General features: G+C 70.0%; 22 protein-coding genes. 9 read left to right on the top strand and 13 right to left on the bottom strand.

Features of this window, described 5'->3' with window-relative positions:
• The first annotated feature begins 123 nt into the window (after positions 1-123).
• From ACIPXC_RS15360 to ACIPXC_RS15350, 3 genes are all read left to right on the top strand, one after another.
• Complete coding sequence (locus ACIPXC_RS15360) at positions 124-780, top strand: plasmid mobilization relaxosome protein MobC (RefSeq protein ID WP_401617476.1); 657 nt, start codon at positions 124-126, stop codon at positions 778-780.
• 3 nt (positions 781-783) lie between these two features.
• Complete coding sequence (locus ACIPXC_RS15355) at positions 784-2469, top strand: relaxase/mobilization nuclease domain-containing protein (RefSeq protein ID WP_401617473.1); 1686 nt, start codon at positions 784-786, stop codon at positions 2467-2469.
• Between the two features lie 180 nt (positions 2470-2649).
• Positions 2650-3483, top strand: coding sequence for a ParB/RepB/Spo0J family partition protein (locus tag ACIPXC_RS15350; protein WP_401617471.1), 834 nt, complete (start codon positions 2650-2652; stop codon positions 3481-3483).
• A gap of 72 nt (positions 3484-3555) precedes the next feature.
• Here the strand turns inward: ACIPXC_RS15350 and ACIPXC_RS15345 are convergent, their stop codons facing one another.
• The 8 genes from ACIPXC_RS15345 to ACIPXC_RS15310 form a co-directional block, all read right to left on the bottom strand.
• On the bottom strand, positions 3556-3969 hold the full coding sequence (locus ACIPXC_RS15345; RefSeq protein ID WP_401617468.1) for an NUDIX hydrolase: 414 nt from the start codon (positions 3967-3969) through the stop codon (positions 3556-3558).
• A 61-nt stretch (positions 3970-4030) separates the two neighbouring features.
• Entirely contained in the window at positions 4031-4666 is a 636-nt protein-coding gene (locus ACIPXC_RS15340; protein ID WP_401617465.1) for a GNAT family N-acetyltransferase, read from the bottom strand.
• Between the two features lie 16 nt (positions 4667-4682).
• Positions 4683-5036, bottom strand: coding sequence for a VOC family protein (locus ACIPXC_RS15335; RefSeq protein ID WP_401617462.1), 354 nt, complete (start codon positions 5034-5036; stop codon positions 4683-4685).
• 47 nt (positions 5037-5083) lie between these two features.
• On the bottom strand, positions 5084-5953 hold the full coding sequence (locus ACIPXC_RS15330) for a hypothetical protein (RefSeq protein ID WP_401617459.1): 870 nt from the start codon (positions 5951-5953) through the stop codon (positions 5084-5086).
• The gene (locus tag ACIPXC_RS15325) at positions 5950-7449 is read right to left on the bottom strand and encodes an MBL fold metallo-hydrolase (RefSeq protein WP_401617456.1); all 1500 of its coding nucleotides are present in this window, start codon (positions 7447-7449) and stop codon (positions 5950-5952) included. Before ACIPXC_RS15325 ends, ACIPXC_RS15330 begins: the two co-directional genes overlap by 4 nt.
• A 96-nt stretch (positions 7450-7545) precedes the next feature.
• Positions 7546-7680, bottom strand: coding sequence for a hypothetical protein (locus tag ACIPXC_RS15320; RefSeq protein ID WP_266906427.1), 135 nt, complete (start codon positions 7678-7680; stop codon positions 7546-7548).
• 155 nt (positions 7681-7835) lie between these two features.
• Positions 7836-8195, bottom strand: a complete 360-nt coding sequence (locus ACIPXC_RS15315; protein WP_401617453.1) for a DUF6415 family natural product biosynthesis protein — start codon at positions 8193-8195, stop codon at positions 7836-7838.
• Positions 8192-8398, bottom strand: a complete 207-nt coding sequence (locus ACIPXC_RS15310; RefSeq protein WP_401617450.1) for a hypothetical protein — start codon at positions 8396-8398, stop codon at positions 8192-8194. The genes ACIPXC_RS15315 and ACIPXC_RS15310 overlap by 4 nt, the downstream gene beginning before the upstream one ends.
• A 156-nt stretch (positions 8399-8554) precedes the next feature.
• Between ACIPXC_RS15310 and ACIPXC_RS15305 the strand changes: the two genes are divergently transcribed.
• The 3 genes from ACIPXC_RS15305 to ACIPXC_RS15295 all read left to right on the top strand — a co-directional run bounded on the left by ACIPXC_RS15305 (position 8555) and on the right by ACIPXC_RS15295 (position 11463).
• On the top strand, positions 8555-9868 hold the full coding sequence (locus ACIPXC_RS15305; protein WP_401617447.1) for a multiprotein-bridging factor 1 family protein: 1314 nt from the start codon (positions 8555-8557) through the stop codon (positions 9866-9868).
• A complete protein-coding gene (locus tag ACIPXC_RS15300; RefSeq protein ID WP_401617444.1) occupies positions 9865-10686 on the top strand; it encodes a class I SAM-dependent methyltransferase in 822 nt (273 codons plus the stop codon). The genes ACIPXC_RS15305 and ACIPXC_RS15300 overlap by 4 nt, the downstream gene beginning before the upstream one ends.
• Positions 10687-11124: 438 nt before the next feature.
• Positions 11125-11463: a hypothetical protein gene (locus ACIPXC_RS15295; RefSeq protein WP_401617441.1), complete on the top strand. Its 339-nt coding sequence runs from the start codon at positions 11125-11127 to the stop codon at positions 11461-11463.
• Between the two features lie 304 nt (positions 11464-11767).
• Here the strand turns inward: ACIPXC_RS15295 and ACIPXC_RS15290 are convergent, their stop codons facing one another.
• The gene (locus tag ACIPXC_RS15290; protein WP_401617438.1) at positions 11768-12682 is read right to left on the bottom strand and encodes a LysR family transcriptional regulator; all 915 of its coding nucleotides are present in this window, start codon (positions 12680-12682) and stop codon (positions 11768-11770) included.
• Between the two features lie 71 nt (positions 12683-12753).
• On the opposite strand from ACIPXC_RS15290, the gene ACIPXC_RS15285 reads away from it, so the two are divergent.
• The gene (locus ACIPXC_RS15285) at positions 12754-13416 is read left to right on the top strand and encodes a maleylpyruvate isomerase family mycothiol-dependent enzyme (protein ID WP_401617435.1); all 663 of its coding nucleotides are present in this window, start codon (positions 12754-12756) and stop codon (positions 13414-13416) included.
• A 273-nt stretch (positions 13417-13689) separates the two neighbouring features.
• Entirely contained in the window at positions 13690-14055 is a 366-nt protein-coding gene (locus ACIPXC_RS15280) for a DUF1772 domain-containing protein (RefSeq protein ID WP_401617432.1), read from the top strand.
• A gap of 35 nt (positions 14056-14090) precedes the next feature.
• Here the strand turns inward: ACIPXC_RS15280 and ACIPXC_RS15275 are convergent, their stop codons facing one another.
• The 4 genes from ACIPXC_RS15275 to ACIPXC_RS15260 form a co-directional block, all read right to left on the bottom strand.
• A complete protein-coding gene (locus ACIPXC_RS15275) occupies positions 14091-14369 on the bottom strand; it encodes a hypothetical protein (protein ID WP_401617429.1) in 279 nt (92 codons plus the stop codon).
• Positions 14366-14734, bottom strand: coding sequence for a hypothetical protein (locus ACIPXC_RS15270; protein ID WP_037920727.1), 369 nt, complete (start codon positions 14732-14734; stop codon positions 14366-14368). The genes ACIPXC_RS15275 and ACIPXC_RS15270 overlap by 4 nt, the downstream gene beginning before the upstream one ends.
• Positions 14731-14997 (bottom strand): hypothetical protein, encoded by a 267-nt coding sequence (locus ACIPXC_RS15265; protein WP_401617426.1) that lies wholly within the window; start codon positions 14995-14997, stop codon positions 14731-14733. Before ACIPXC_RS15265 ends, ACIPXC_RS15270 begins: the two co-directional genes overlap by 4 nt.
• Positions 14998-15549: 552 nt before the next feature.
• On the bottom strand, positions 15550-17610 hold the full coding sequence (locus tag ACIPXC_RS15260; RefSeq protein ID WP_401617423.1) for an LD-carboxypeptidase: 2061 nt from the start codon (positions 17608-17610) through the stop codon (positions 15550-15552).
• Positions 17611-18194: 584 nt separating this feature from the next.
• Here ACIPXC_RS15260 and alaS point away from each other — a divergent pair.
• Entirely contained in the window at positions 18195-20822 is a 2628-nt protein-coding gene (gene alaS / locus ACIPXC_RS15255; protein WP_401617420.1) for an alanine--tRNA ligase, read from the top strand.
• Positions 20823-20825 lie beyond the last annotated feature (3 nt).

Below are 20825 nucleotides of genomic sequence, written 5' to 3'. Positions count from 1 at the left end.
GGCACCGCATGACCGCCGCAAAGGCACCGCCCCCCTTCCGGCGCACCCCGTGTCCCCGTGCAGCCGAGCACGGGGCACGGGGCCGCACAGCCAAGCACCCAGCACCCCATGGAGAACCGATCCATGCACGACCCGAACCACGAACTCCCCACCACCCAGCAGGAGACGATCACCGGCCTTAACAGCGCAGCAAGGTATGGCGTTGGACCGTCCAAGGGCCGGTCCAACACAGCCTCCGCCCCAGGGGTGGCGGAGGAGGAGCCCCGGCGCGAGGGCGCACCGGAGCAGAACCCGTCGGGCCTCGCCGCCGTCGGCAGCAGTCCCGTCGTGGTGGTACGGGCCGCCGACAAGGCCGCCCTCTACCGGGTCGCCCGCCGCCGCAGGCGCAAGCAGGTCCAGCGCAAGGAACGCGTGGATGTCCGCTGGAGCGTAGAGGAGAAGGCAGAGATCCTCGGCGAGGCCCGCCGGCTGAATCTGGCCGGCGCGCACTTCGTCGGCGCGATCGTCATGGCGCACCTCCACGGCGATCTTGCACTGCCCGGCCAGCGCACCGGGCTCGATGACCTGATCGACGAACTCGCCGCCCTGGGCTTCGAGGTCGGGGCGATCGGCAAGAACCTCAACCAGATCGCCAAGAAGCTCAACTCCGGAGGCCATCCACACCCTGGGGACAGCACGGTCCTCGCCGCGGTCGGTGACGTCCTCGACCGGGCGCACGCTGCCGCCAGGGCGATCGACACCGCCGCGGATATGGCCGCCACATCGAAGAAGGCGGCCTGAGGCTTGATTGCGAAGATCGGCAAGCCCGGCGCCAACACGCGAGGTGTCCTGCGCTACCTGTACGACACCGTGCGGGCCAAGGATCACACCGACCCGCACCTGGTGGCGTCCTTCGACGGCTTCGCCCCGGATCCCGGCCGCGACGAGACGGCCACGCTCGCCCAGCTCGCCACCGTCCTGGACCTGCGGGTGAAGCAGGCCGGCGACCGCGCGCCCGACAAGCACGTGTGGCACTGCTCGGTCCGGGCCGCGCCCGAGGACCGGATCCTGTCGGACGAGGAATGGGCGGTGATCGCCCGCCGCGTTCTGAACGCCACCGGCATCGCCCCCGCCGGCGACCCCGACGCCTGCCGCTGGGTCGCCGTCCGCCACGCGGATGACCACATCCACATCGTCGCCACCAAAGTCCGTGGCGACCTCAGCCAGCCCCGGAACTGGAACGACTACCTGCGCGCTGACAAGGAACTCGCCGCCATCGAGAAGGAGTACGGCCTCCGCCAGGTCGTACGCGGTGACCGCACCGCAGCCAAGCGACCCACCCGCGCCGAGCAGGAGAAAGCCCGCCGCACCGGCCACACCACCACGCCCCGGGAGAGGCTGCGCACCACCGTCCGCACCGCACTGACCGCAGCCACCAGCACCGAGGAGTTCTTCGCCATCCTCCGTGGGGCGGGCGTGCGGGTGGAGGTCGAGCACTTCCCTTCGGGGGACGTGCGCGGCTACAAGGTCGCCCTCGACGGCGACACCAACAAGGACGGGCAGCCGGTGTGGTTCTCCGGCTCCAAGCTGGCCCCCGACCTGTCCTACCCCAAGATCGCAGAGCGCTTCACCGACGCCCCAACGCCGTCCCGCTCACAAGCCGACCCCAAGCGTCCGGCGTGGCAGCAGCTCACCGACGCCACCGACCGCATCCCCGACCTCCTCACCCAAAGCGAGGACGGCGCCGCGCAGGCGCACATCGCCGTCCTCGCCGAAACACTCGACGCCCTCCCCCTGATCGCACCCGCCCACCTTCAACCACAGCTCATGCAGGCGGCAGCCGCGTTCGAACGGGCCAGCCGCTCCCGCATCCGCGCCCGCCACGAGCAAGCACAGGCCACGCGCCGGGCGGTCAAGGCGATCGTGCGCGAACCCGCACCGAAGGACGGAGCAGCCCTGGCGATCATGCTCGACGTGATCTGGCTCGCGGTCATCGCCGCCCGGCACTGGCACCAAGTCCGCCAGCACGACCAGCAAGCCGAAGCCGCCCACCGGACCGCGGAGCACCTACACGCCGCCTACCAGGCAGTCGCAGCCCAGCCCACGGCCGTGATCGCCCGACGGGGCCAGCGCCTGACCGTCCAGGTGCGGCATCGGCAGGTGGCCATCCTCCGCCAGGTGCTGCCGGAGCTGGCCGAGCAGATCCTGGCCGAGCCCGGCTGGCCCGCCCTCGCAGCCACCCTCGCCGACACCCAGACCGTCGGCCGTGACCCGGCTGTCCTACTCACCGAGGCGGCCACCCGAAGGGAGCTCGATACCGCCACCTCCATCAGCGACGTCCTCGTCTGGCGCCTGCGCCACACCGCCGACCTCCCCACCGACACCCCCGACAGCACCGACACACCCACCCAAGGCAACCGCGCCGTGTCCCCAGCTCCCGCCGCGCAGCCCACCAACCAGGCCGCGAACGGCGCCGCCCGTCGGCGCTGAGCCGGTGAAGGTAACCGGCGATCCCCGGTTAGCCAAACCGGGGAACTTCCAGACCATGGATTCCAGGGCCCGACGCCCAACCCCACCCACCCAGGCCGCACGGCACCCCCATGCCGTCGGCGCCCCTACCCCCGTAAGGAGCGCACCCTGAAGGTCCACCCCTTCGCCGATTCCCTCCCGATGCTCGACCAGGACGAGCTGCTCGACCTCGCCGAGTCCATCAAGGCAGAGGGCCTGCACCATCCGATCGTCCTCGACCCCGGCGGCATGCTCATCGACGGCCGCAACCGCCTCGCCGCCTGCAAGATCGCCGGAGTCGAACCCCGCTTCACCACCGACGACAGTGATCCGCTCCGGTTGATCGTCTCGCACAACGTGATCCGCCGGCACGTCAGCAAGGGCCAGCAGGCCATGATCACCGCGATGGCGTGTTCCTTTTCGGGACACTCCCTGCGCACCCTGGCCAAGGAGCACGGGCTCAGCCGCAGCCGCCTCTCCGCCGCCAACGTGGTCCTCCAGCACGCCCCCGACCTCGCCGAACGGGTCCGCGTCGGAACACTCGGACTCGACGCCGCCCACGCAGCCGCCCTCGAACGCAAAGCCCACAGCGAAGCCATCGCCGCCCAGCACGAACACCTGCGTCGACACGCCCCCGACCTCGCCGACCAGGTCACTGAAGGACACCTCACTCTCGACGAAGCCCGCCTCCGCCAGGTGGTGAGAGATACCGACACCACGCGTGCCGCCGACGGCGACACCGCACCCGCCCTCACCCAGCTCGCGGATCGTGGAGAGATCACCTGGGATCAGGCGGCTCAGCGCGCCGAAGAACACCGCGCCCACCGGCATGGGGCCATCCTCCGCGCCCAGCAGGCCCTCCAGCTCATCGCAGAGAACTGGACCGCCGTCCACGACCTCACGACCCGACCCGGAACCCCCTACGCCCAGGAGATCATCAACGGCCTCACGCCCGAAGCCCGAGCCCTCATCACGCAGCTGACGACGGGATCCTGACCCCATGAGCACTCTGGGGGCCAACGCCGAAACGCGTTGGCCCCCAGAGGTGTTGCACGCCGACGGTCGCCGTCAGCGGTTCAAAGCAGAGTCGAGGTGTTCCTGCACCGGCTCGAACAGCCCGTACGGGACGTACTGCGGAATCTCAGCGTGGGCAACCCACGCAAGCTCGGCCAGCTCGTCAGTGTCCGCCACGTGTGCGTCACCGCTGACCACCTCGCAGGCGGTGTACGACATCAGGCGGCTGGTGGCCGGGTGGATCCGCTCGCCGAGCAGCTTCACCGCCTTCACGGTGAGACCCGTCTCCTCCTGGGTCTCCCGTACGGCGGCGTCCTCGCGGGCTTCGTTGGGCTCGACCTCGCCGGCCGGGAACTGCCAGGAGAGCTGGCCCTCGCTGACCCGGCGCCGCACCATGAGCACACGGCCCTCGTGCACCACGATGGCCGCGGCGATGCCCGGTCGCTCGTCAGCGTTCTGCTGCGTCACGTCTGCTCCTCCAGGACGGCCAGGATGGGCCGGGAGATCGTATCGACGCCCAGCGCGCCGATCAGTGGAAGTGCGGGATGCAGTCGGACAGCCCGGCTATTCCGACAGGCACCACGCTGGCGTAGCCCTGCCAGTTGGCCGCCTCTATGACCTCCTCATGGACGTCGTGGGGGCGACCGTCGACGGCGATGCGGTGGACGCCGTTGGGGCGGTAGCCGAACTTTCGGGACACCGCCCGGGAGGCGGCGTTGTCGGCGAAGGCAGAGGAGGTGACGCGAGCGGCGCCGAGGCCGTCGAAGGCGAGGGCCAGGGCGGCGGCGCGCATCTGGGTGCCGTAGCCCTGGCCCTGGAAGCGGTGGCCGAGCCAGAAGCCTGTGCGGGCTTCGCCGGTGGTGGCGAAGTCGCGGGCGGAGAGGTTCTGCTGGCCTACGACCTGGCCATCGTGGAAAACGGCCAGGAGGAGACGCCAGTTCTCGCGGGTCCAGTCACCTCGCGCCCACCAGTGGTTCTGTACGACGCTCCTGGCCCGCTCGTCGGGCGGCGCAGAGGCCCAGGGCTGCGGGAAGTACACGGCGCCCTCGGGGACGACTCCATCGGCGGCCACCTGGGCGAGGGCGTCGAGCTCGTCGTCCGAGGGGAGGCGCAGAACGAGATCGGCGGTGGTGAGCTGGAGCGCGGTGAGGGGCCAGTGGCGCATTGGGGGCTCCGGGGGGTCAGGGCCCATCGAGTCCGAAGACAGTGCCGAACGGGTCGATGAGCTGGCAGATGCGTCGGCCGGGCTCCACGTCGAGGGGGCCGCGGTGGTGGGTGCAGCCCGCTTCCAGGAGGCGCTTGCGTTCGGTGTCGAGGTCCTCGACGGACCAGTACGGGACGGTGCTTCGCCCGTGGACGTTGGCCTTGGGGGACGCTGGGTGGAAGCCGAACTCGAGTCCGTCGAGGTCGAGCCAGGCGTAGACGGAGGTGCCGTTGATGTCGAGCTTGACCTCGGCTTCGAAGATCTCGCCCCACCAGCGGGCGGCGGCTTCGGGGTCGTCGACGAAGACCATGACGGTGCGGATACCGCGCACTTGGGATTCTCCTTGCGTCGGGAAGTGGCACGGTACCGCCGGGGTGGTCACTCGTGGGCGCCGTGCAGGGAATGCAGGCCGGTGGCGGCGTCGAACGCCGTCAGGGCGCGTGTGAGGTCGTGGTCGTTCCACTGGGCGCCGAGTTCGCGTACGTGGTGCAGGTAGGCGTGGCGTACCCAGCGCGGGGACGGGTGTCCTTGCTGGCCTGCCATGTGGGCGAGGGTGATCAGGTCGGGCAGGCCGGTGATGTCCGGGCGGAGGGTTTCTGCGTCGATGAGGGCGAGGTGCCCGTCGGCGCGGCGGCGGACGTGTTCCGGCTTGAGGTCCAGGTGGCCGAGCGGTACGTGGGCTGGTCCGTGGGCGCCGGTGACGAGCTGGAGGAGCCGGCGCCAGGCGTCGGGCCGCGTGATCCAGTTCGGGGATGGGGCATCCAGGGCGGTCGCAGTGTGCCAGAGGGCCATGGTTTCGGCGACCTCGGGCTGCCAGCGGGCAGAGGCGGTGTGGATGAGGGCGACCGACCGGACCAGCTCGTCGAACGCGTCGGTGCCCGCGAGCATGACCTCCTCGTCGAGGTGGTCCACCAGCAGGGTGCGGGAGGTGTCGCAGGCGCGGTGGAGGTCCGGCAGGACGCTCTCGTCGGCCAGGAGTTCGTAGGCGAGGACTTCGCCGAGGTAGCCGGCCTCGTCCGCGTGCCGTTTCAGGACCCGGCGGGGAGGGACGCCGAGGGCGAAGACGGCTGTGCGGTAGCGGGCGGTTAGGCAGCGCACCGGTCCCGGCTCGCCCGCGTGGTGGCGAGCGAGGATCACGTGTGCCTGGCGCTCGGCGGTGGCGTGGTCGGTGGTGAGCGGGTTGGCCAGCCACCCGTCGGGCCGTGTGCGGGCGGCGCCGTCCAGCGGCCCGGCGGGGGCTGGGGTCATGCCGCGGTCTCCTGGGCGATGCCGAGCGTGGCCAGGCTGTGGGCGTAGCAGCGGGCGGCGAGGTCGGGCCGCTGGTGCTCGCCGTAGATCGCGAAGAGGGCGTAGACCGGGGAGTCGAGGTTCTCGCCGATGTGCCAGCCCTGGTACGAGCCGCCGACGACGTCCCAGATCTGGGCGCGGCCGAGGAAGACGGCGGCGAAGTCCTGGAAGTAGATCTCGATGCCGAAGGGGTGGGCGGCCATGGCCTCCTCCCGGCTGGTCGTGGCGATCTTGTCCCAGGTGGGGCCGGTGATGTTCCAGGCATACGAGTCGATCTCGCCGGGCCTGCCAGGCGGGTCGAGGAGGCGAAGGACGGCGCGGTGCGCTCCGAGAGGGCCGGCGAGGTAGTCGTGGATGCTTGTGGCCAGGGCGCCGGTGCGGGTGGCGATCAGCTCCCGGGCGAGCCGGGGAAGCTCCTCGGCCACCAGGGCATCGGCCTTCTCCCACTCCTCCTCCGCGAGCGGCGGGGTGATCGGTGTGGGCTCGACGTGTTGTGGGGAGTCGAGGAAGTCAGCGAGTGCGGTGAGCGCGGACTTCTCCGCTACGGGGTCGGGGGTGACCCAGGGGACGCGGGAAGTGGTGACCGGCCCGTCGCCGGCCGGGACGGTGAGGCGATCGCCGGGCCGGGGGCCGTGGACGCGGAAGAGGTGCTGGAGGTCGTTGGCGGTAGCGGCCAGAGCCTTGTGATCGGCGTAGAGGAACGGGCCGTGGGGGCTGCGGGGCGCGGTGAAGCCGTTGCCGCACAGGGCGACGTCCCGTACGCCGTCGAGGGGCTTGAGGTAGTCGATGAGCAGCCCGTTGAGGATCTGGATCCCGGTGGTGCGGTTGCGGGGGCCGTCCATGCCGGGCAGCAGGTTGTTGTCCGCGCCGAGGGCTCCGTACGGGACGGTCTGGGCGTTGTTGGAGACCACGGCGAGCCGGGGCGGGGCGAGGATGCCCTGGGCCAGCTGCTCGATGTAGAGGTCGGAGACATCGGCGTCGACGCCGATGAAGACGTCCTTGCCAGTGGTGCCGGCCAGGCGCACCAGGGGTTGGGCGACGCGCTTCTCCCAGAACAGGGTGCGGGCGCCGGCGGGGTAGAGGGTGATCTCGATGTCGCCGACGTGCAGCGGCTGGGAGTGGTCGGTGCGGTGGACGGTGAAGCCCAGCGCCTCGATGGCGTCGGTGACGGCGGCCGGGGTGGTGGTGCCGGTGTAGATCGGGACGGTCCGGGCGAGGAGGTCGAGGGAGGGGAGGTGGAAGTGGTCCAGGTGCTCGTGGCTGAGGATCACCGCGTCCGGGCCGGGCATGCCCTCGGTGTCCACGGCGCGGGGCGGCCAGATCTCGAACTCCAGGCTCCCCGCGCCGAAGGCCGGCGCCAGGATCGGGTCGAGGAGGACGGAGGAGAGGCCGTCGGTGATGTGCCAGGTCTGGTGGCCGAGGAAGGTCAGTTCCAGGCCGACGGGGGCTGCTGCCATGACGAACTCCTTTGCGCGGTCGGGAAAGGGTGCGGCGGTGGCGCGGAGGGGGATAGCGGACGTCCCCCTCCGCACTTGTCTGCGGACCGGCAGGTCCTACCGGTGGTAGGTGGTCGGGGAGTTGTGGGTGGTGCCGGTGGCGGCGAACGCCGTCACGCGCTGCTGGAGCCGGCGGACCGCCTCCGCGGTCACGGGCGCGCTCGGCTTCGTCTGGGGCTTCGGTCGGTTCATGACGTGCCTCCATCACTTCGGTTTTCGGCGGTGCGGATGCAGCCGCCGTTCCCCGCCGCCGCAAGCGGCGGGTGGTCAGTGTTCGGTGGCGGACAGGAGACTGCCGACGAGGGCGCTGCAGAGGAGCACGTAGACGATCACGGCGATCCGCTGCCTCACTGTGGTGCCACCACGTTCGTGCCGTGCCGCGCGTGACCGGCTTCGCTGCCGCGCTTCCGCCTCACCTGGCGTTCGATCAACAGGACGCGGCAGATACGGGCAAGGGCACGCATGTGGATCCAGGCACCGAGCCGCCCCTCGCCGGGCCCGTGCGACAGGAGCAGCTCGGCATCCGTACGGGCTTGGGTGCCATTGCCCGGCTCGCGGAGCAGCAGTCGTACGTAGCCGTAGAGCTGGTTCGTGGTCTCCCGTACCTCACTGCCCGGTATCCGGTACGTGTTGGGCGTGAGGACTCGGGCGCACAGGGCACGAACGCTGTCTGCGACTTCCGGCGCTTGGGGGGCCGGCGACGTCATGCCGGGTGCCCCGCAGCCGCCTCCCGCATCCCGATCGCCCGATCCATCTGCGCGTGCAGGACCTCCAGCTGGGCGGGGTCGAGGAGGAGGGTCGTGGTCTCGGTGGTGCCGTCAAGGCGGTGCAGCGCGATCGGCAGGGTTGCCTGCTGGTCGCCGTGGTTGTACGTGATGTCGCGCCGGACCGGAGTTGCGTGGGTGATCACGAGGTCTCTCCCGGGGCTGTCTGTGCGGGGGCTGGAGACCAGTCAACGCCGCGGCCTTAACCCCGAACAGGGCATTCCACTAGGCACGTTGTAGGCACGGACTAGGCAGAATCCCGCTAGGCTTCCGGGCGCCCAACTCGACCAGTGGACGGCGGGATGATGGCGAACGAGACCCTGCGCACACTCAGGCGCAAGGAGCGGTGGACGCAGGCACAGGTGGCGGAGCGGGTCTGCGCCCAGGTTCAGGCGGCCACGGGCCGCGACCCCGAACTCGATGCGAACTGGATATCCCGGCTGGAACGCGGAGCGATCACCTGGCCCTCGGGCGACTACCGGGCGGCGCTGTGCGTGGTGTTCCAGGTCGGCAGCGAGGCGGAACTGGGCCTGCACCCGAAGGGTGAACCGGCAGCGGTTCCTCCCACACACGATGGATCTTCCGCACCCGCCAATGAGACGAGCAACCTCCACGCCGACACGGAGCTGTCGGCCCGGCTCTCGCGGCTCGCTGCCGCGACCAACGTCAACGCCTTGGTGCTGGAGCAGTTCGACGCCGACGTGGAGCGGCTCGCCAGGGAATTCGTCAGCCGGCCCCTGCCCCTGCTGGTCCCGGAGATCCGTACCCTGCGCACGGACGCGTTCCGATTACTCGAGGGACGCCAGCACCCCAGTCAGACGCGACACCTGTACGTACTCGCGGGATGGCTGTCCGGCCTCGCCGCACACGTGTCCCTCGACCTCGGCCACCAGCCCTCCGCCTCCACCCACGCGCGGACCGTCGTGCAGTGCGCGGACATCGCCGAGCACCCGAGGCTGCGAGCATGGGCCCGCTCCTTCCAGTCGCTGGCCGCCTACTGGACGGGCGACTACCGACGGGCCTCAGATCTGGCACGGACCGGATGTGAGGACGGCCGAGGGCCCGGCTCAGGGACAATCACGGCTCGGCTGCTGAGCCTGGAAGCGCGTGCCCTCGCAGCAGGGGGAGACGGCCGCAGCGCGTTGCGCTCCCTCGCACTGGCCCACGAGGCACGCAGCAACGCGGAACCAGATGAACGGCCCGGCATCTTCGCCTTCCCCGAGGCCAAGCAATGGGCCTACACGGGCACCACCCTGCTGGCCGTCGGCGGCAACGAGCACATCCAGCGGGCGATAACAGCGTCCAACCGCGCCGTGGAGCTGTACCAGTCCGGGCCTGAAGGCGACCGGTCCTCCGGAGACCTGCACGCTGCACACCTGGACCTGGCCACCGCCTACCTGGCGAGCGGCGAGGTCGAAGGCGCCGGTACGGAACTCGCCGCGGTCCTCGGCGCGGATCAGTACACCGCGAGCATCACCATCAGGCTCCGCAAACTGGACACGCTCATCAGCAGCGGGCCGTACCGTGACTCACGACCGGTGGTCGATCTCCGGGAGCACATCCACGAGGTGACCGCCCGGCCCGCTCTCATCAGCACACCCACGGAGCCGCGATGACCACCCAGCCCGCGAACAACCCTTCCGTGACCGACCGGCGCCTGCTCTCCACCCAGGCATACGGCACCGGCCAGCACCTCGCAGCCCGCCAGTCCCTCTACCAATGGCAGACCCCACGACACGACCTCCCCGGCATCGTCGTGGGCGAGCTGGCCGGCACACGCGGAGCAGTAGCGGACGTGGGCTGTGGCAACGGGAAGTTCGTACAGCGGGTACGCGCCGAGCGGCCGGACCTGAGCGTGCTCCCTATGGACATCTCTCCCGGCATCCTGGCGGGCATCGCCGGAGCCGTGGCCGCGGACGTCCAGCGGCTTCCGATCGCTGACGGGGCCTTGGGCGCGGTCCTGGCCATGCACATGCTCTACCACGTCGAGGACCAGGCCCGAGCCGCCCAGGAGCTGGGCCGCGTCCTGGTCAAGGACGGGATCGCCATCGCGTCCACCAACAGCAGGACCGACAAGCGGGAACTGGAGGACCTCTGGCGACGATCCGCCGGCGACGTACTCGGCGTCGCCGAGGGCCCCCCACGCGTCCAGCTCTCCGCCCGCTTCACCCTGGAAGACGCCCCCGCCATCCTGGGCAGCGTCTTCCAGGATGTCCGGACGATCCCCCTCCCGGGAGTGATCGAAGTGACCGACGCCGTGCCTGTGATCGCCCACCTGGCCTCGTACGAGGCGTGGGCCGACAAGATGGGCGTCCCCTTCCAGGAAACGATCGAACGAGCCCGGCAACGGGTCGACGAGACCATCCAGACTGAGGGCGCATTCCGGGTCACTTGCCTTGGCGGAATCCTCGTCTGTCGAGCAGTGCACCCCTAGGCGATGAGGGGCGGTAAACAGCGGTCAACAGGGGGTACGCCCAAGGTACCCAGAACGGGGCCGCCGGGGGACGTTTTCGCAGCTCAGACACCATGCGCATGCCCAAGTGCCGGGTGATTCCCAAGCTTAAAGCGCGGGTTCGATTCCCGTCATCCGCTCAGATACGAAGGCCCAGGTCAGCGACCTGGGCCTTGTTGTTGTCCAGACCGGTCTTGGAATCCCGCACCACTCGCGCACCGGCATCGGACTGAGGTGCTCCCGCCTGCGACCTCTTCCGTCACACGGCCCGGCCACCGACCCCACGGCGCCCACCGATGAGGCTGGGCCAAACGGCCGTATCTGAACACCGCTTCGGAGGAGCATGACGCCACAGCAATCCTGAGCGCCACCCTCCAAGCCATACTGCTGCCGATTTCCCCGCCCGAGACAAGGAAACGCATGCGCCTCCGCACTGCCCTCGCCAGCAGCACCGCAGCCCTCGCACTCGTCTTGTCGGCCGCCAGCCCCTCCTCGGCTGCCATCGGAGAGTTCCAGTACACCACCGTGGACCTGAACAACATCCAGGTCAGGCAGAGGCTGATTGACCCGGTGGATGAGGAATGCATCAACCTGGACAGCACGGCCAACCTCCCCGCCCTCCTCGGACGCAACTTCACCAACAAGCAGGCCACCGTCTTCCGGGACGCCGACTGCGAAGGCGACGTCTGGTGGGTCGTGAACCCCGGCGGCGCGCGAACCCCCGTCCCCGCACGCTTCCGCTCGGTCGTCTTCAACTGAGAAGCCCACCCTCCTCCGAGCTTTGCGGCGTCGCGTGCCACAACGTGCCAGTAGGGGCGGTCAACAGCGGTCAACAAGGGTGAGCAGGGAGCGACCACAAGCAGGCCCGTCACCGCCGTTTTCGCAGGTCAGAAGCCGTATGCAGGCCCAAGTGCCGGGTGATTCCCAAGCTTATAGCGCGGGTTCGATTCCCGTCATCCGCTCCACGACAAAGCCCCAGGTCAACAACCTGGGGCTTGTTTGTTGTCCAGACCTTCCGGCGTCCGAGCTGCCCTTCGCGTGCCATAGCGGCCCTCACCGTGCATCAGGTTGGACCCAGCCCCGTACGCAGCAGGTCCAGGAAGACGGTGGCGGCGGGGCTGGAGGGGCCGTCCGTCCGCCAGGCCACGGCGACCCGGCCGCGTAGCCGCGGCTCGGTGATCTCCAGCGTCCGCAGCCCGAGGGCCGACGCCGCACCGGCGGGGAGGGCCGGAACCACCGCCACGCCGAGACCGCGGGCGGCGAGCTGTGCAAGGAACAGCGGAGCGGCCGCCTCGAAGGCGATGCGGGGCCGGAACCCCGCCTGCACGCACCCGCGGTCGAGCACTCCACGGATACCTGTGCCACGCGGCAGGCTGATCAGCGGGCGATCGCGGAGCTCGGTCAACGGAATGCTCGTGCGATCCGGGGGCATGAGGGCGGGGTCGTCCGGGGTGACGGCTGCGACCAGGGGTTCGTCGACCAGGACTTGGATGGAGATGCCTGGCGGGGGCTCCTCGTCCGCGAGTCCGATCACGGCGATGTCGAGTTCCCCTCGGTGCAGTGCGGTGAGCATCCGCTCCGAGGTGTCCTCGGTCAGGGCGATCTCCACCTGGGGGTGGTCCTCGTGGAATCCGGCCAGGACGGCCGCCAGGCCGAACTCGTGGGCCGCCGCTGCCGCGCCCGAGACGAGACCGAGGTTGACGTGCCCGCGCAGCAACCCGGTGAACTCGTCCGCGGTCTGCCGAACCGCTTCGACGGCGGTGAGCGCGGCCCGCGCGTACGGCAGTACGGCCTCGCCCACTTCCGTCAGGGTCACCGACCGGCCGGAGCGGTCGAGCAGCGGGTGCCCGAGCTCCTTTTCGAGCTGGCGGACTTGGGCACTCACCCCCGGCTGAGCCAGGTGCAGACGGGCGGCGGCGCGGGTGAAGTTGGCTTCCTCCGCGACCGTGACAAAGTACCGCAACTGCCGGATGTCCATAACTGATCATGCTAGTTGCGAGACATTCAAACTCTTGGACTTATGGTGGGCCTGCCGAGAGCCTTGAGGTCATGGGGAACACGACTCGCACGACTCACCGCAGACCAGCCGCGGACATCAGAGCCGCGATCGCTGCCGAACGCCGCGAGCTGGCCGCCATGCTGGATGGTCTGCCGGCCGCGCAGTGGGACGCGCCGACCCTGTGCGGAGGGTGGCGGGTACGGGAAGTCGCGGCCCACATGATGATGGGGTTCCGGTACTCCATCCCCAGGGTGGCGTGGGAACTGATCAGGTCGCGAGGCAACCTCCATCGGATGACCGACCGTTGCGCCCACCAGGACGCGGCTGCCCATTCGACGCGTGAGCTCGCCGCATTGCTCGCTGACAACGCGGACCACCCTTGGAGGCCGCCGGTCGGCGGGATCGAGGCGGCCTTGGGCCACGACGTGATCCACGGCCTGGACGTCACGGTCGCGCTGGGCCTCGGCCGCCGGGTTCCCGAGGATCGCGTGCGCATCCTCCTGGAGGGCGTCAGCCCCAGGACCCTCAAGTTCTTCGGAGCCGACCTGGCCGGCATCGAACTCCGCGCCGACGACCTGGACTGGTCCTTCGGCACCGGAACGCCTCTGTACGGCGCCGCACAGGATCTCCTCCTGGTCGCATACGGCCGACGGCTCCCCGCAGGGCACCTTCGCGGCGAACCGGGCGTCCACTTCCTTGCTGCGGGAGCGTGACGGCGGCACGCCTGACCGTCGCCCGTCCTCCTACCGGTGACGCACCACAGGCCCGGCTCCGCCCCGCCTCGACCACTCAGAGCCGTCGACCGGACCAAGCCACACAAGCACCCGTCCACTGGAGCCAACGAACATGCGCATCCGACTCCTTCAGGGACTCGCCCTACTCGCCACCGGCCTCCTCGCCGGCGCGTTCGGCTATGGAGCGGCCACCTCGTCCCCACCTTCAACGCGGTACCGCTCGACATGCGGCTGTCATTCCACGCCGAGCTGATGAAGATGAACGGCATCACCATGCAAGCGGCGATGGCCGTGTCGACGCTGAGCTCCCTGGCTCTCGCGGCCCTGACCCGCGGACGTGCCCGGCTGATCGCGGGTACGGCAGGTCTGCTGACCCTCGCGTCCTTCCTGATGACCCGGTTCGGCAATGTGCCGATCAACGGCCGGATCAAGGAATGGGCGCATACATCGGCGCCGGTCGACCACACGGAGATCCTGCGACGCTGGGAACTCTTCAACAACCTGCGCACGCTCACCGCCGTTGCCGCATTCGCTCTGCTGATCGCCCTCTCCCCAAGGCAACCGCCGACTGACCAGAAACAGCCGCGGACCACCTCCGGACCACAGAGGAACCACTGAACCGCTCTGACCGAAAGCCTCCTGCAGAACGCCGATCAAAGCAGGTGCAGTGGCGGCACGACCAGGACCACGGCGAGGAGGCGTGGCCTCATCCGCGGGAGCGCCTGAGTCTCGAACCATCCGCCGGAAGGGAGCATGTGACGGCGAGCCGTGCCGGGGGTGGGATCCCCTAGCTCCGCCGGGTCAATGCCCAGGTTGGCGAGTTCCACGATCTGGTCGGCGACGGCTTTCACCTCATCGCGCACAGCCTTCGGGAAGCCGACCTCATCCTCGGCATGGAAGGCGTACTCCCACACCCAACAGTCGTCGGTCACCGGGCGGCCTCGCCGGCCGTACGGATACCTGCCTCGGCGGCGGCGGCATTGCGAATGCGGCTGATCTCGGCGGCGACGTCGCGCGCCTCGGCCAGGTCGGTGACCTCTCCGGCACGGGCCTCCAGCGCGCGAAGCCTGGCAGCGGTCTCCGGGTACCGGGCAATGGCGACCTCGACAGCCCACGCCTCGGTGAAGGTGCGGAGGGGAACGGCGGACACCTCGGCACGCGCGCGGGCCGTGCTGGCCGCGCGGTCGCGGTCGAAATCGGCGAGCAGCTGTGGGGCGACCTGGGCGAGGGCCGCGCGGATGGCCTCAGGCTGAGCGGGCGGCTGCGGGATGGCGGACGGCTGGGGCGCAGTGCTCATGCGGCTTCGACCCTCTCCTCTTGATCCAGTGCGCCCGCCCGGTAGGCATTGGCGAGGGCGGTGACGTGCTGGCGGGACCAGCCGACGCGGCGACCTACCGCCGCCTTCTGCCCGTAGCGGTCAGCGGAGCCGATGCGACCCGCCATGTGGTTGAGGTGAGCCTGCGCCCGCGCCAGGGCCTGCTCGGCCCGCCGGACGGCCTTGAGGGCCTCGTCCAGCTCGGTCTTCTCGTCTGCGGTCAGGGGGTCGCTCGTCGCTCGCACACCCCGAGCATAAACCGTCACCTTGACCTGACGCTATGAGACCCTCTGGAAATGCACCCAAGCCGAGGGACGACGGCTCCTGAAGACGACGGGGCGACCGCTGATCCGTGAGGCACGGCCGCCCGACACCAAGGACCTCTTCTCGCCCGGCAGGAAGCGCGTCAAGTCGGCGGCCGTGCCACAACGTGCCAGTAGAGGCGGTGAACAGCGGTCAACAAGGGGTTCACCGAGACAGCCGGACCAGGTCCATCAGTTGACGTTTCCGCAGCTCAGATGCCATACACAAGGCCAAATGCCGGGTGATTCCCAAGCTTATAGCGCGGGTTCGATTGCCGTCATCCGCTCCATAGCAAAGCCCCAGGTCAGCCACCTGGGGCCTGTTTGTTGTCTAGACCTATCCGGGCCCGCGTGCCATTCGCGTGCCAGGAATGCCGTAACGGAGCGTCAGATTGGATGCCGAGGCGCCGCTCACATCCACCCGCGCCGCGGCGCCTCGAATTCTCACTCCCACTGCCACCAGGCAGGGGGAGTGGAGGAGCCATGTTCGCCGGCTCAGCGGACCGCCGGTTCCAGCAGAGTGAGGGTCGTGTTGTCGAGCTGGACCGGCACGCCGGTGGGGAGGGTCAGGACCGGGTCGGTGTGGCCGAACTCGAACTCGGTGACGATGGGGAACGCCGTACCGTGGCAGACGTCAAGCAGGATGCGCTCCAGCTGCTCCCGCTGATCGTCGGACCATAGCCGCGGCCGGCCCAGGACGAGCCCCTCGACGCCGTCGAGCAGGCCCGCGTGGCGCAGCTGCCACAGGTCCCGGGCCGCCTGGCCGGGGCCGTAGCCGTTGTCGTCGGTGAATTCGAAGGCGAGGACGTGGCCCTGGTAGTCAGGCAGCCAGGGCGTGCCGAGCAGTTGCAGCGCGCTCGGGACGCATCCGGCAAGCAGGGGCCCCTGGGCCAGTCCCGGGCGCAGCACCTTGCGCGGGGGTGCCGGGACGGCGTCGCGCGGGCGGCTGTCGTCAGCCCAGTCGACGAACTCCTCGATCACCTCGGATGCGGTCGGGAACCGTCCCGTCCAGCCCTGCATGGTCAGCTCGGCGAAGGAGCCCACCGTGAGCTCGGGGGTACCGCCGTTCTCGGCGAACTGGGACAGCAGCGCCGGGCCGTAGAAGGTCGTGGCGCCGGTCCGGGCGTACAGGGCGTGGTGCAGCACCGTCGCGTCCGAGTAGCCGCAGAGCACCTTGGGGCGGGCCCCGAACGCCTCGTAGTCGATCAGGGGCAGCAGTTCGCAGGCGTTCAGGCCGCCGATCATCCACAGGATGCCCTGGGTTCCGGGGTCGCGTACGGCCCGGTTGAACTCCTCCGCGCGGGCCGTGCGGGACTCCGGGCAGAGCCCGGGCTTCACGGACGAGGTCACCACGGTCAGGCCGGTGCGGGCCGAGAGATCGGCCGCGCCGCGGACCACCCGCTTCGGGAAGACCTCCCCGCCGCGCCAGGACGGGGAGACCACGGTGACCGTGTCGCCTCCCTTCAGCCGCGGCGGACGCAGCCGGGTCTGCCGCAGACGGCGGGCCTGCCCCTCGGAGACACCGTAGGTGGAGCGGAGGTCCGCGTCCGTGGTGTGCGGGTTCCGGTCCAGCAGGAAGAGCGCGGCGCGCAGGTTATCGGCCATCGCGCTTTCCCTGCGCTGCCGTTCGGCGCGCAGCACGTCGAACAGCTGCCGGGTGGCTCCGAACCGGGTCAGCAGTTGTTCGCCTCCTTCCACGCCGAGCGTGCCGTCGAGCAGGTCCAGCAGTCGCAGGACGAACTTCCGCACCACCGACCCGGGGCCCTTGCCGGAGAGCCGGGCGCCGTCCTCCACGAGCATGGTGACGGCGCGGAAGAGGTTCACCGCGTCGGCGGCGGCCGCGTCCGGGAGGCCCGCCCTGGTGGCCATGGCAAACCGGTCGGCGATCTCCGGCAGGGAGAAGGGGTTTGGACCGTACGGGATCGCGGCGGTGACCTCGGTGCCGAATCCGACCTCGGCGTACCGGCGTTCGCCGTTGTGGACGACGATCAGATTGGACAGCGGTTGCCAGCGCGGGCACCGGCAGTCGGGCCGGCATTCGGGTTCGCAGCCCACGTCCGGGCGCCGGTAGTAGTAGGTGATGCCGCGCCCGGTGAGCGGGCTGTCGCTGCCGTACGTCCACCGCGTGCCGACGGTGGAGTCCGGCAGGACGTGCAGGACACCTCCGTGGCGGGCCGCCGCCTTGCCCACGGACTCCTGGAGGTCGGTGTCCCGGGAGTCGATGAGGATGTGCAGCCGGTCCGCCGGGGGGTGGCCGAGCGCGGCGAGGGTCGCCAGGTGGGTGTCCTCGGCGATCCGGTCGAGGTCGTCGGGGCTCTCGACGTCGGCGAGCAGGCCCACCATGCCGAAGGCGAACAGCCAGGGGTGCTCGCCGTGCGCCCGGAAACACGGCTGGTAGTGGCAGATGGATCCGATGCGACCGCCACGGGCCAGGGCCCGCTTGTACGGGGTGATGGTCGCGTTGACGAAGGTCACCGACGAGTCCGCGTCGGTGAGCCGGGCCGCGGGGGTCAGTTCGTATCCGCGCTCCGTAAGGGTGTCCAGGAACGCGGTCACCACACCCCGGGTCGCCGAGCTCCCGCCCACGGACGATGCGGTTGCGAACATCCGCTGCCGAATGGCCGGTTGGCACGGCGGCGGTGCCGTCCGCGTCGGATGAGGGGCGACGTCAATCATCTTCGTCTTCCTTGATCGGTGATCCACCCTGAAGAGAGCGCTTACCGCCGGCGCCCAGCCGCCCCGGGGACTCGGGGCGCGGGCCGGGGTCGGTGACCCCCGGCCGTTCCAGCATTCGCCAGCGAGCGGGCGGCGGACAGCGCTCCGCTGTGGCACCTACTCCCCTGGCAGCTTGGTGCCCGGAGCGCAGCCGCCCACGATATGTGGATGAATCGGAAATAAATGGGCGTTTCGCTGTCGGGCTTGTGCCATCATCAGCTGCGCGGGCACGGCGGTCCGGCGTTCGGTGTTCGGGGACTCGGCATCGGCGAGGACGGCCCGACGCGCCACTCGTGGAACTCGTCGAATTCACCTGGGCCTGGGAGTTGTTCGGGTCGGTACGGCACCGATGTCCGCAGCCCCGCCCACGGGCCCTGCCTGCCCCACACCCGTACGCATCATTCCCCAGGAATCAGGCACTCCACATGATCCGAACATTCACCAGCGATGAAATACGGGACACGTTCCTGGAATTCTTCGTCGAGAAGAACCACACCAGGATCGACTCTGCGTCGGTCATTCCGGTGAACGACCCGTCTCTTCTCTTCATCAACGCCGGTATGGCGCCGCTCAAGCGCTATTTCCTCGGCGAGGTACTGCCGCCCGCGGCGGACCTCTGCAATGTCCAGCCGTGCGTGCGAACCAACGACATCGCCGATGTCGGCGACCGCCACCACCTGACGTTCTTCGAAATGCTCGGCAGCTGGTCGATCGACAACTACTTCAAGGAACGCGCCGTCGAGTTGGCTTTCGAGCTGCTCACCGAGCGCTTCGGATTCCCCGCGGACAAGCTGTACGTCACCGTCTACCAGGGCGACCCGGCCCTCGGCCTGCCGCCGGACGACGTATCGGCCGCCGCCTGGGAGCGGGTCGGCATCGCCCGCGACCACATCGTGTACCTCGGCGAGGACAACTTCTGGTCCACCGGCGACACCGGCCCCTGCGGCCCGTGCACCGAAGTGTTCTACGACACCGGCGCCGAGCACGGTGAGGAGTACCGGCCGGGCCTGGAGTTCGACACAAAGAGCCGGTACATCGAGATCTGGAACGCCGGCGTCTTCATGGAGTTCGACAAGCAGCCGGACGGCCGCTTCGAGCGCCTGCGTTTCCCCAGCGTGGACACCGGGTCCGGACTGGAGCGCATGGCTATGGTGCTCCAGGGACATGACTCGGCGTACGAGACCGACCTGCTGGCCCCGATCGTCCGGGCGGTCCGGGAAGGCCTGGGCGGGGCGGCGGCCTCCGAGCGGGACGTCCGGATCGTCTCCGACCACATCCGGTCCTCGACCTTCATGCTGAGCGAGGGCGTCGTACCCTCCAACGACGGCCGCGGCTACATTCCGCGGCGCCTGCTGCGCAAGGCGATCGCCGTGGCCACCCGCAGCGGCTTCCACGAAATCGACGTGCCCGAGCTGGCGGGGGTCGTGATCGACGGGCTGAAGGGCGCCTACCCCCAGCTCGGCCGCAACCGGGACCGCACACTGGAGCTGCTCGGCCGGGAGCAGCGAGACTTCGGCCGGGTCGTCCGGCGCGGCCTGGACCAGCTGTCCGGGCTGGCCACCGGCCCCGGGTTCCGGATCTCCGGCGAGGAAGCCTTCAACCTGTACGCCACCCAGGGCATGCCGGTGGACCTCATCCGCGACTTCGCCGCGGAGCAGGGCGGTTCGGTGGACGAAGCGCGCTTCACGGAGCTGTTCTCGGCCCACCGCGAGCTGTCCCGAGGCGGTACGGGCAAGGCCGACGCCGGTGATCCGAAGGGCGCCGTACGGACCCTCGCGCCCGAGTTCACCACGGCCATCGGCTCGGTCACCACGGAGTTCCTCGGCTACGAGCGGCTGGAGTCCGAGTCCCGGGTCGTCGCCCTGGCCGGCCCGGACGGGCCCGCCTACAGCCTTGGCGAGGGCGAGCAGGGCCTGGTGGTCCTGGACCGCACGCCCTTCTATCCGGAGGGCGGCGGCCAGGTCGGTGACACCGGCACGATCACCGGACCGGAGCTGTCCGCAGAGGTGACCGACACCCGCCGGATCGACGGGCACCATGTGCACGTCGTCCAGGTCTCGAAGGGCGTGCTGCGAGCCGGCGACACCCTGGACCTGTCCGTGGACGCGGCCCGCCGCCGGGCGACGATGCGCAACCATTCGGCGACCCACCTGCTGCACGCGGTGCTGCGCGAGGTGCTCGGCGACCAGGTGCGGCAGGCGGGCTCGCTCGTCGCGCCCGACCGGTTGCGGTTCGACTTCGAGCATCCCCGGGCGCTCACCGAGGAGGAGGCCGACCAGGTCGAGCGCCTGGTCAACGGCCGGGTGCTGGTGAACGCCGGCCGGGACGTGCAGGTGAAGCCGTACCAGGACGCGGTGCGCGACGGAGCGGTCGCCTTCTTCGGCGACAAGTACGGCGACGACGTCCGGGTGGTCTCGTTCGGGGACGTCAGCAGCGAGCTGTGCGGCGGTACGCACGTGTCCGGCACGGCCGAGATCGGCCTCTTCCGGATCGTCGGCGAGGGCAGCGTGGGCGCCGGCGTCCGCCGGATCGAGGCGGTCACCGGTGAGGCCGCACTCGCCTACACCCTGGACCGCGACCGGACCCTCAAGCAGCTCGCCGGCCGGCTGCGGGTATCGGCGGAGCAACTGCCCGCGCGGATCGAGGCACTCGCGGCCAAGGAGCAGAAGCAGGCCCGGCAGACCCGGATCAGTGCGCAGTCGCTGGCCGCGGAGGTCCGCGAACCGGGGTCCGGACGACGGTACGTCCTGCTCGTCGATCCGCCCCTGGACCCCAAGCAGATGGCGGACGAGGCCGGCCGGCTCGGCGAGGAGCTGAACGCCGTCGTGCTGTTCCTGCTGCCGGACGGCACCGGGACCCTCCGTATCGGCGTGGGGGTGCCGGCCGCACTGGGCGGGCAGGGCACGGCCAAGGAACTGCTGGAACAGGTGCTGGCGGTGACCGGCGGCCGGGGCGGTGGCAGCGCCCGGTTCGCCCAGGGCGGCAACATCACCGTCCCCCTGGCCGAGGCCGCGGCGGCCGTCCGCACGGTGCTGGAGGACGCTTCCGCATGACGG

The sequence above is a fragment of the Streptomyces sp. NPDC090021 genome (assembly GCF_044748225.1).
GTDB lineage: Bacteria > Actinomycetota > Actinomycetes > Streptomycetales > Streptomycetaceae > Streptomyces.
Note: the sequence above shows the minus strand (reverse complement) of the source record. Positions and strands in the feature narration are given on the sequence as shown.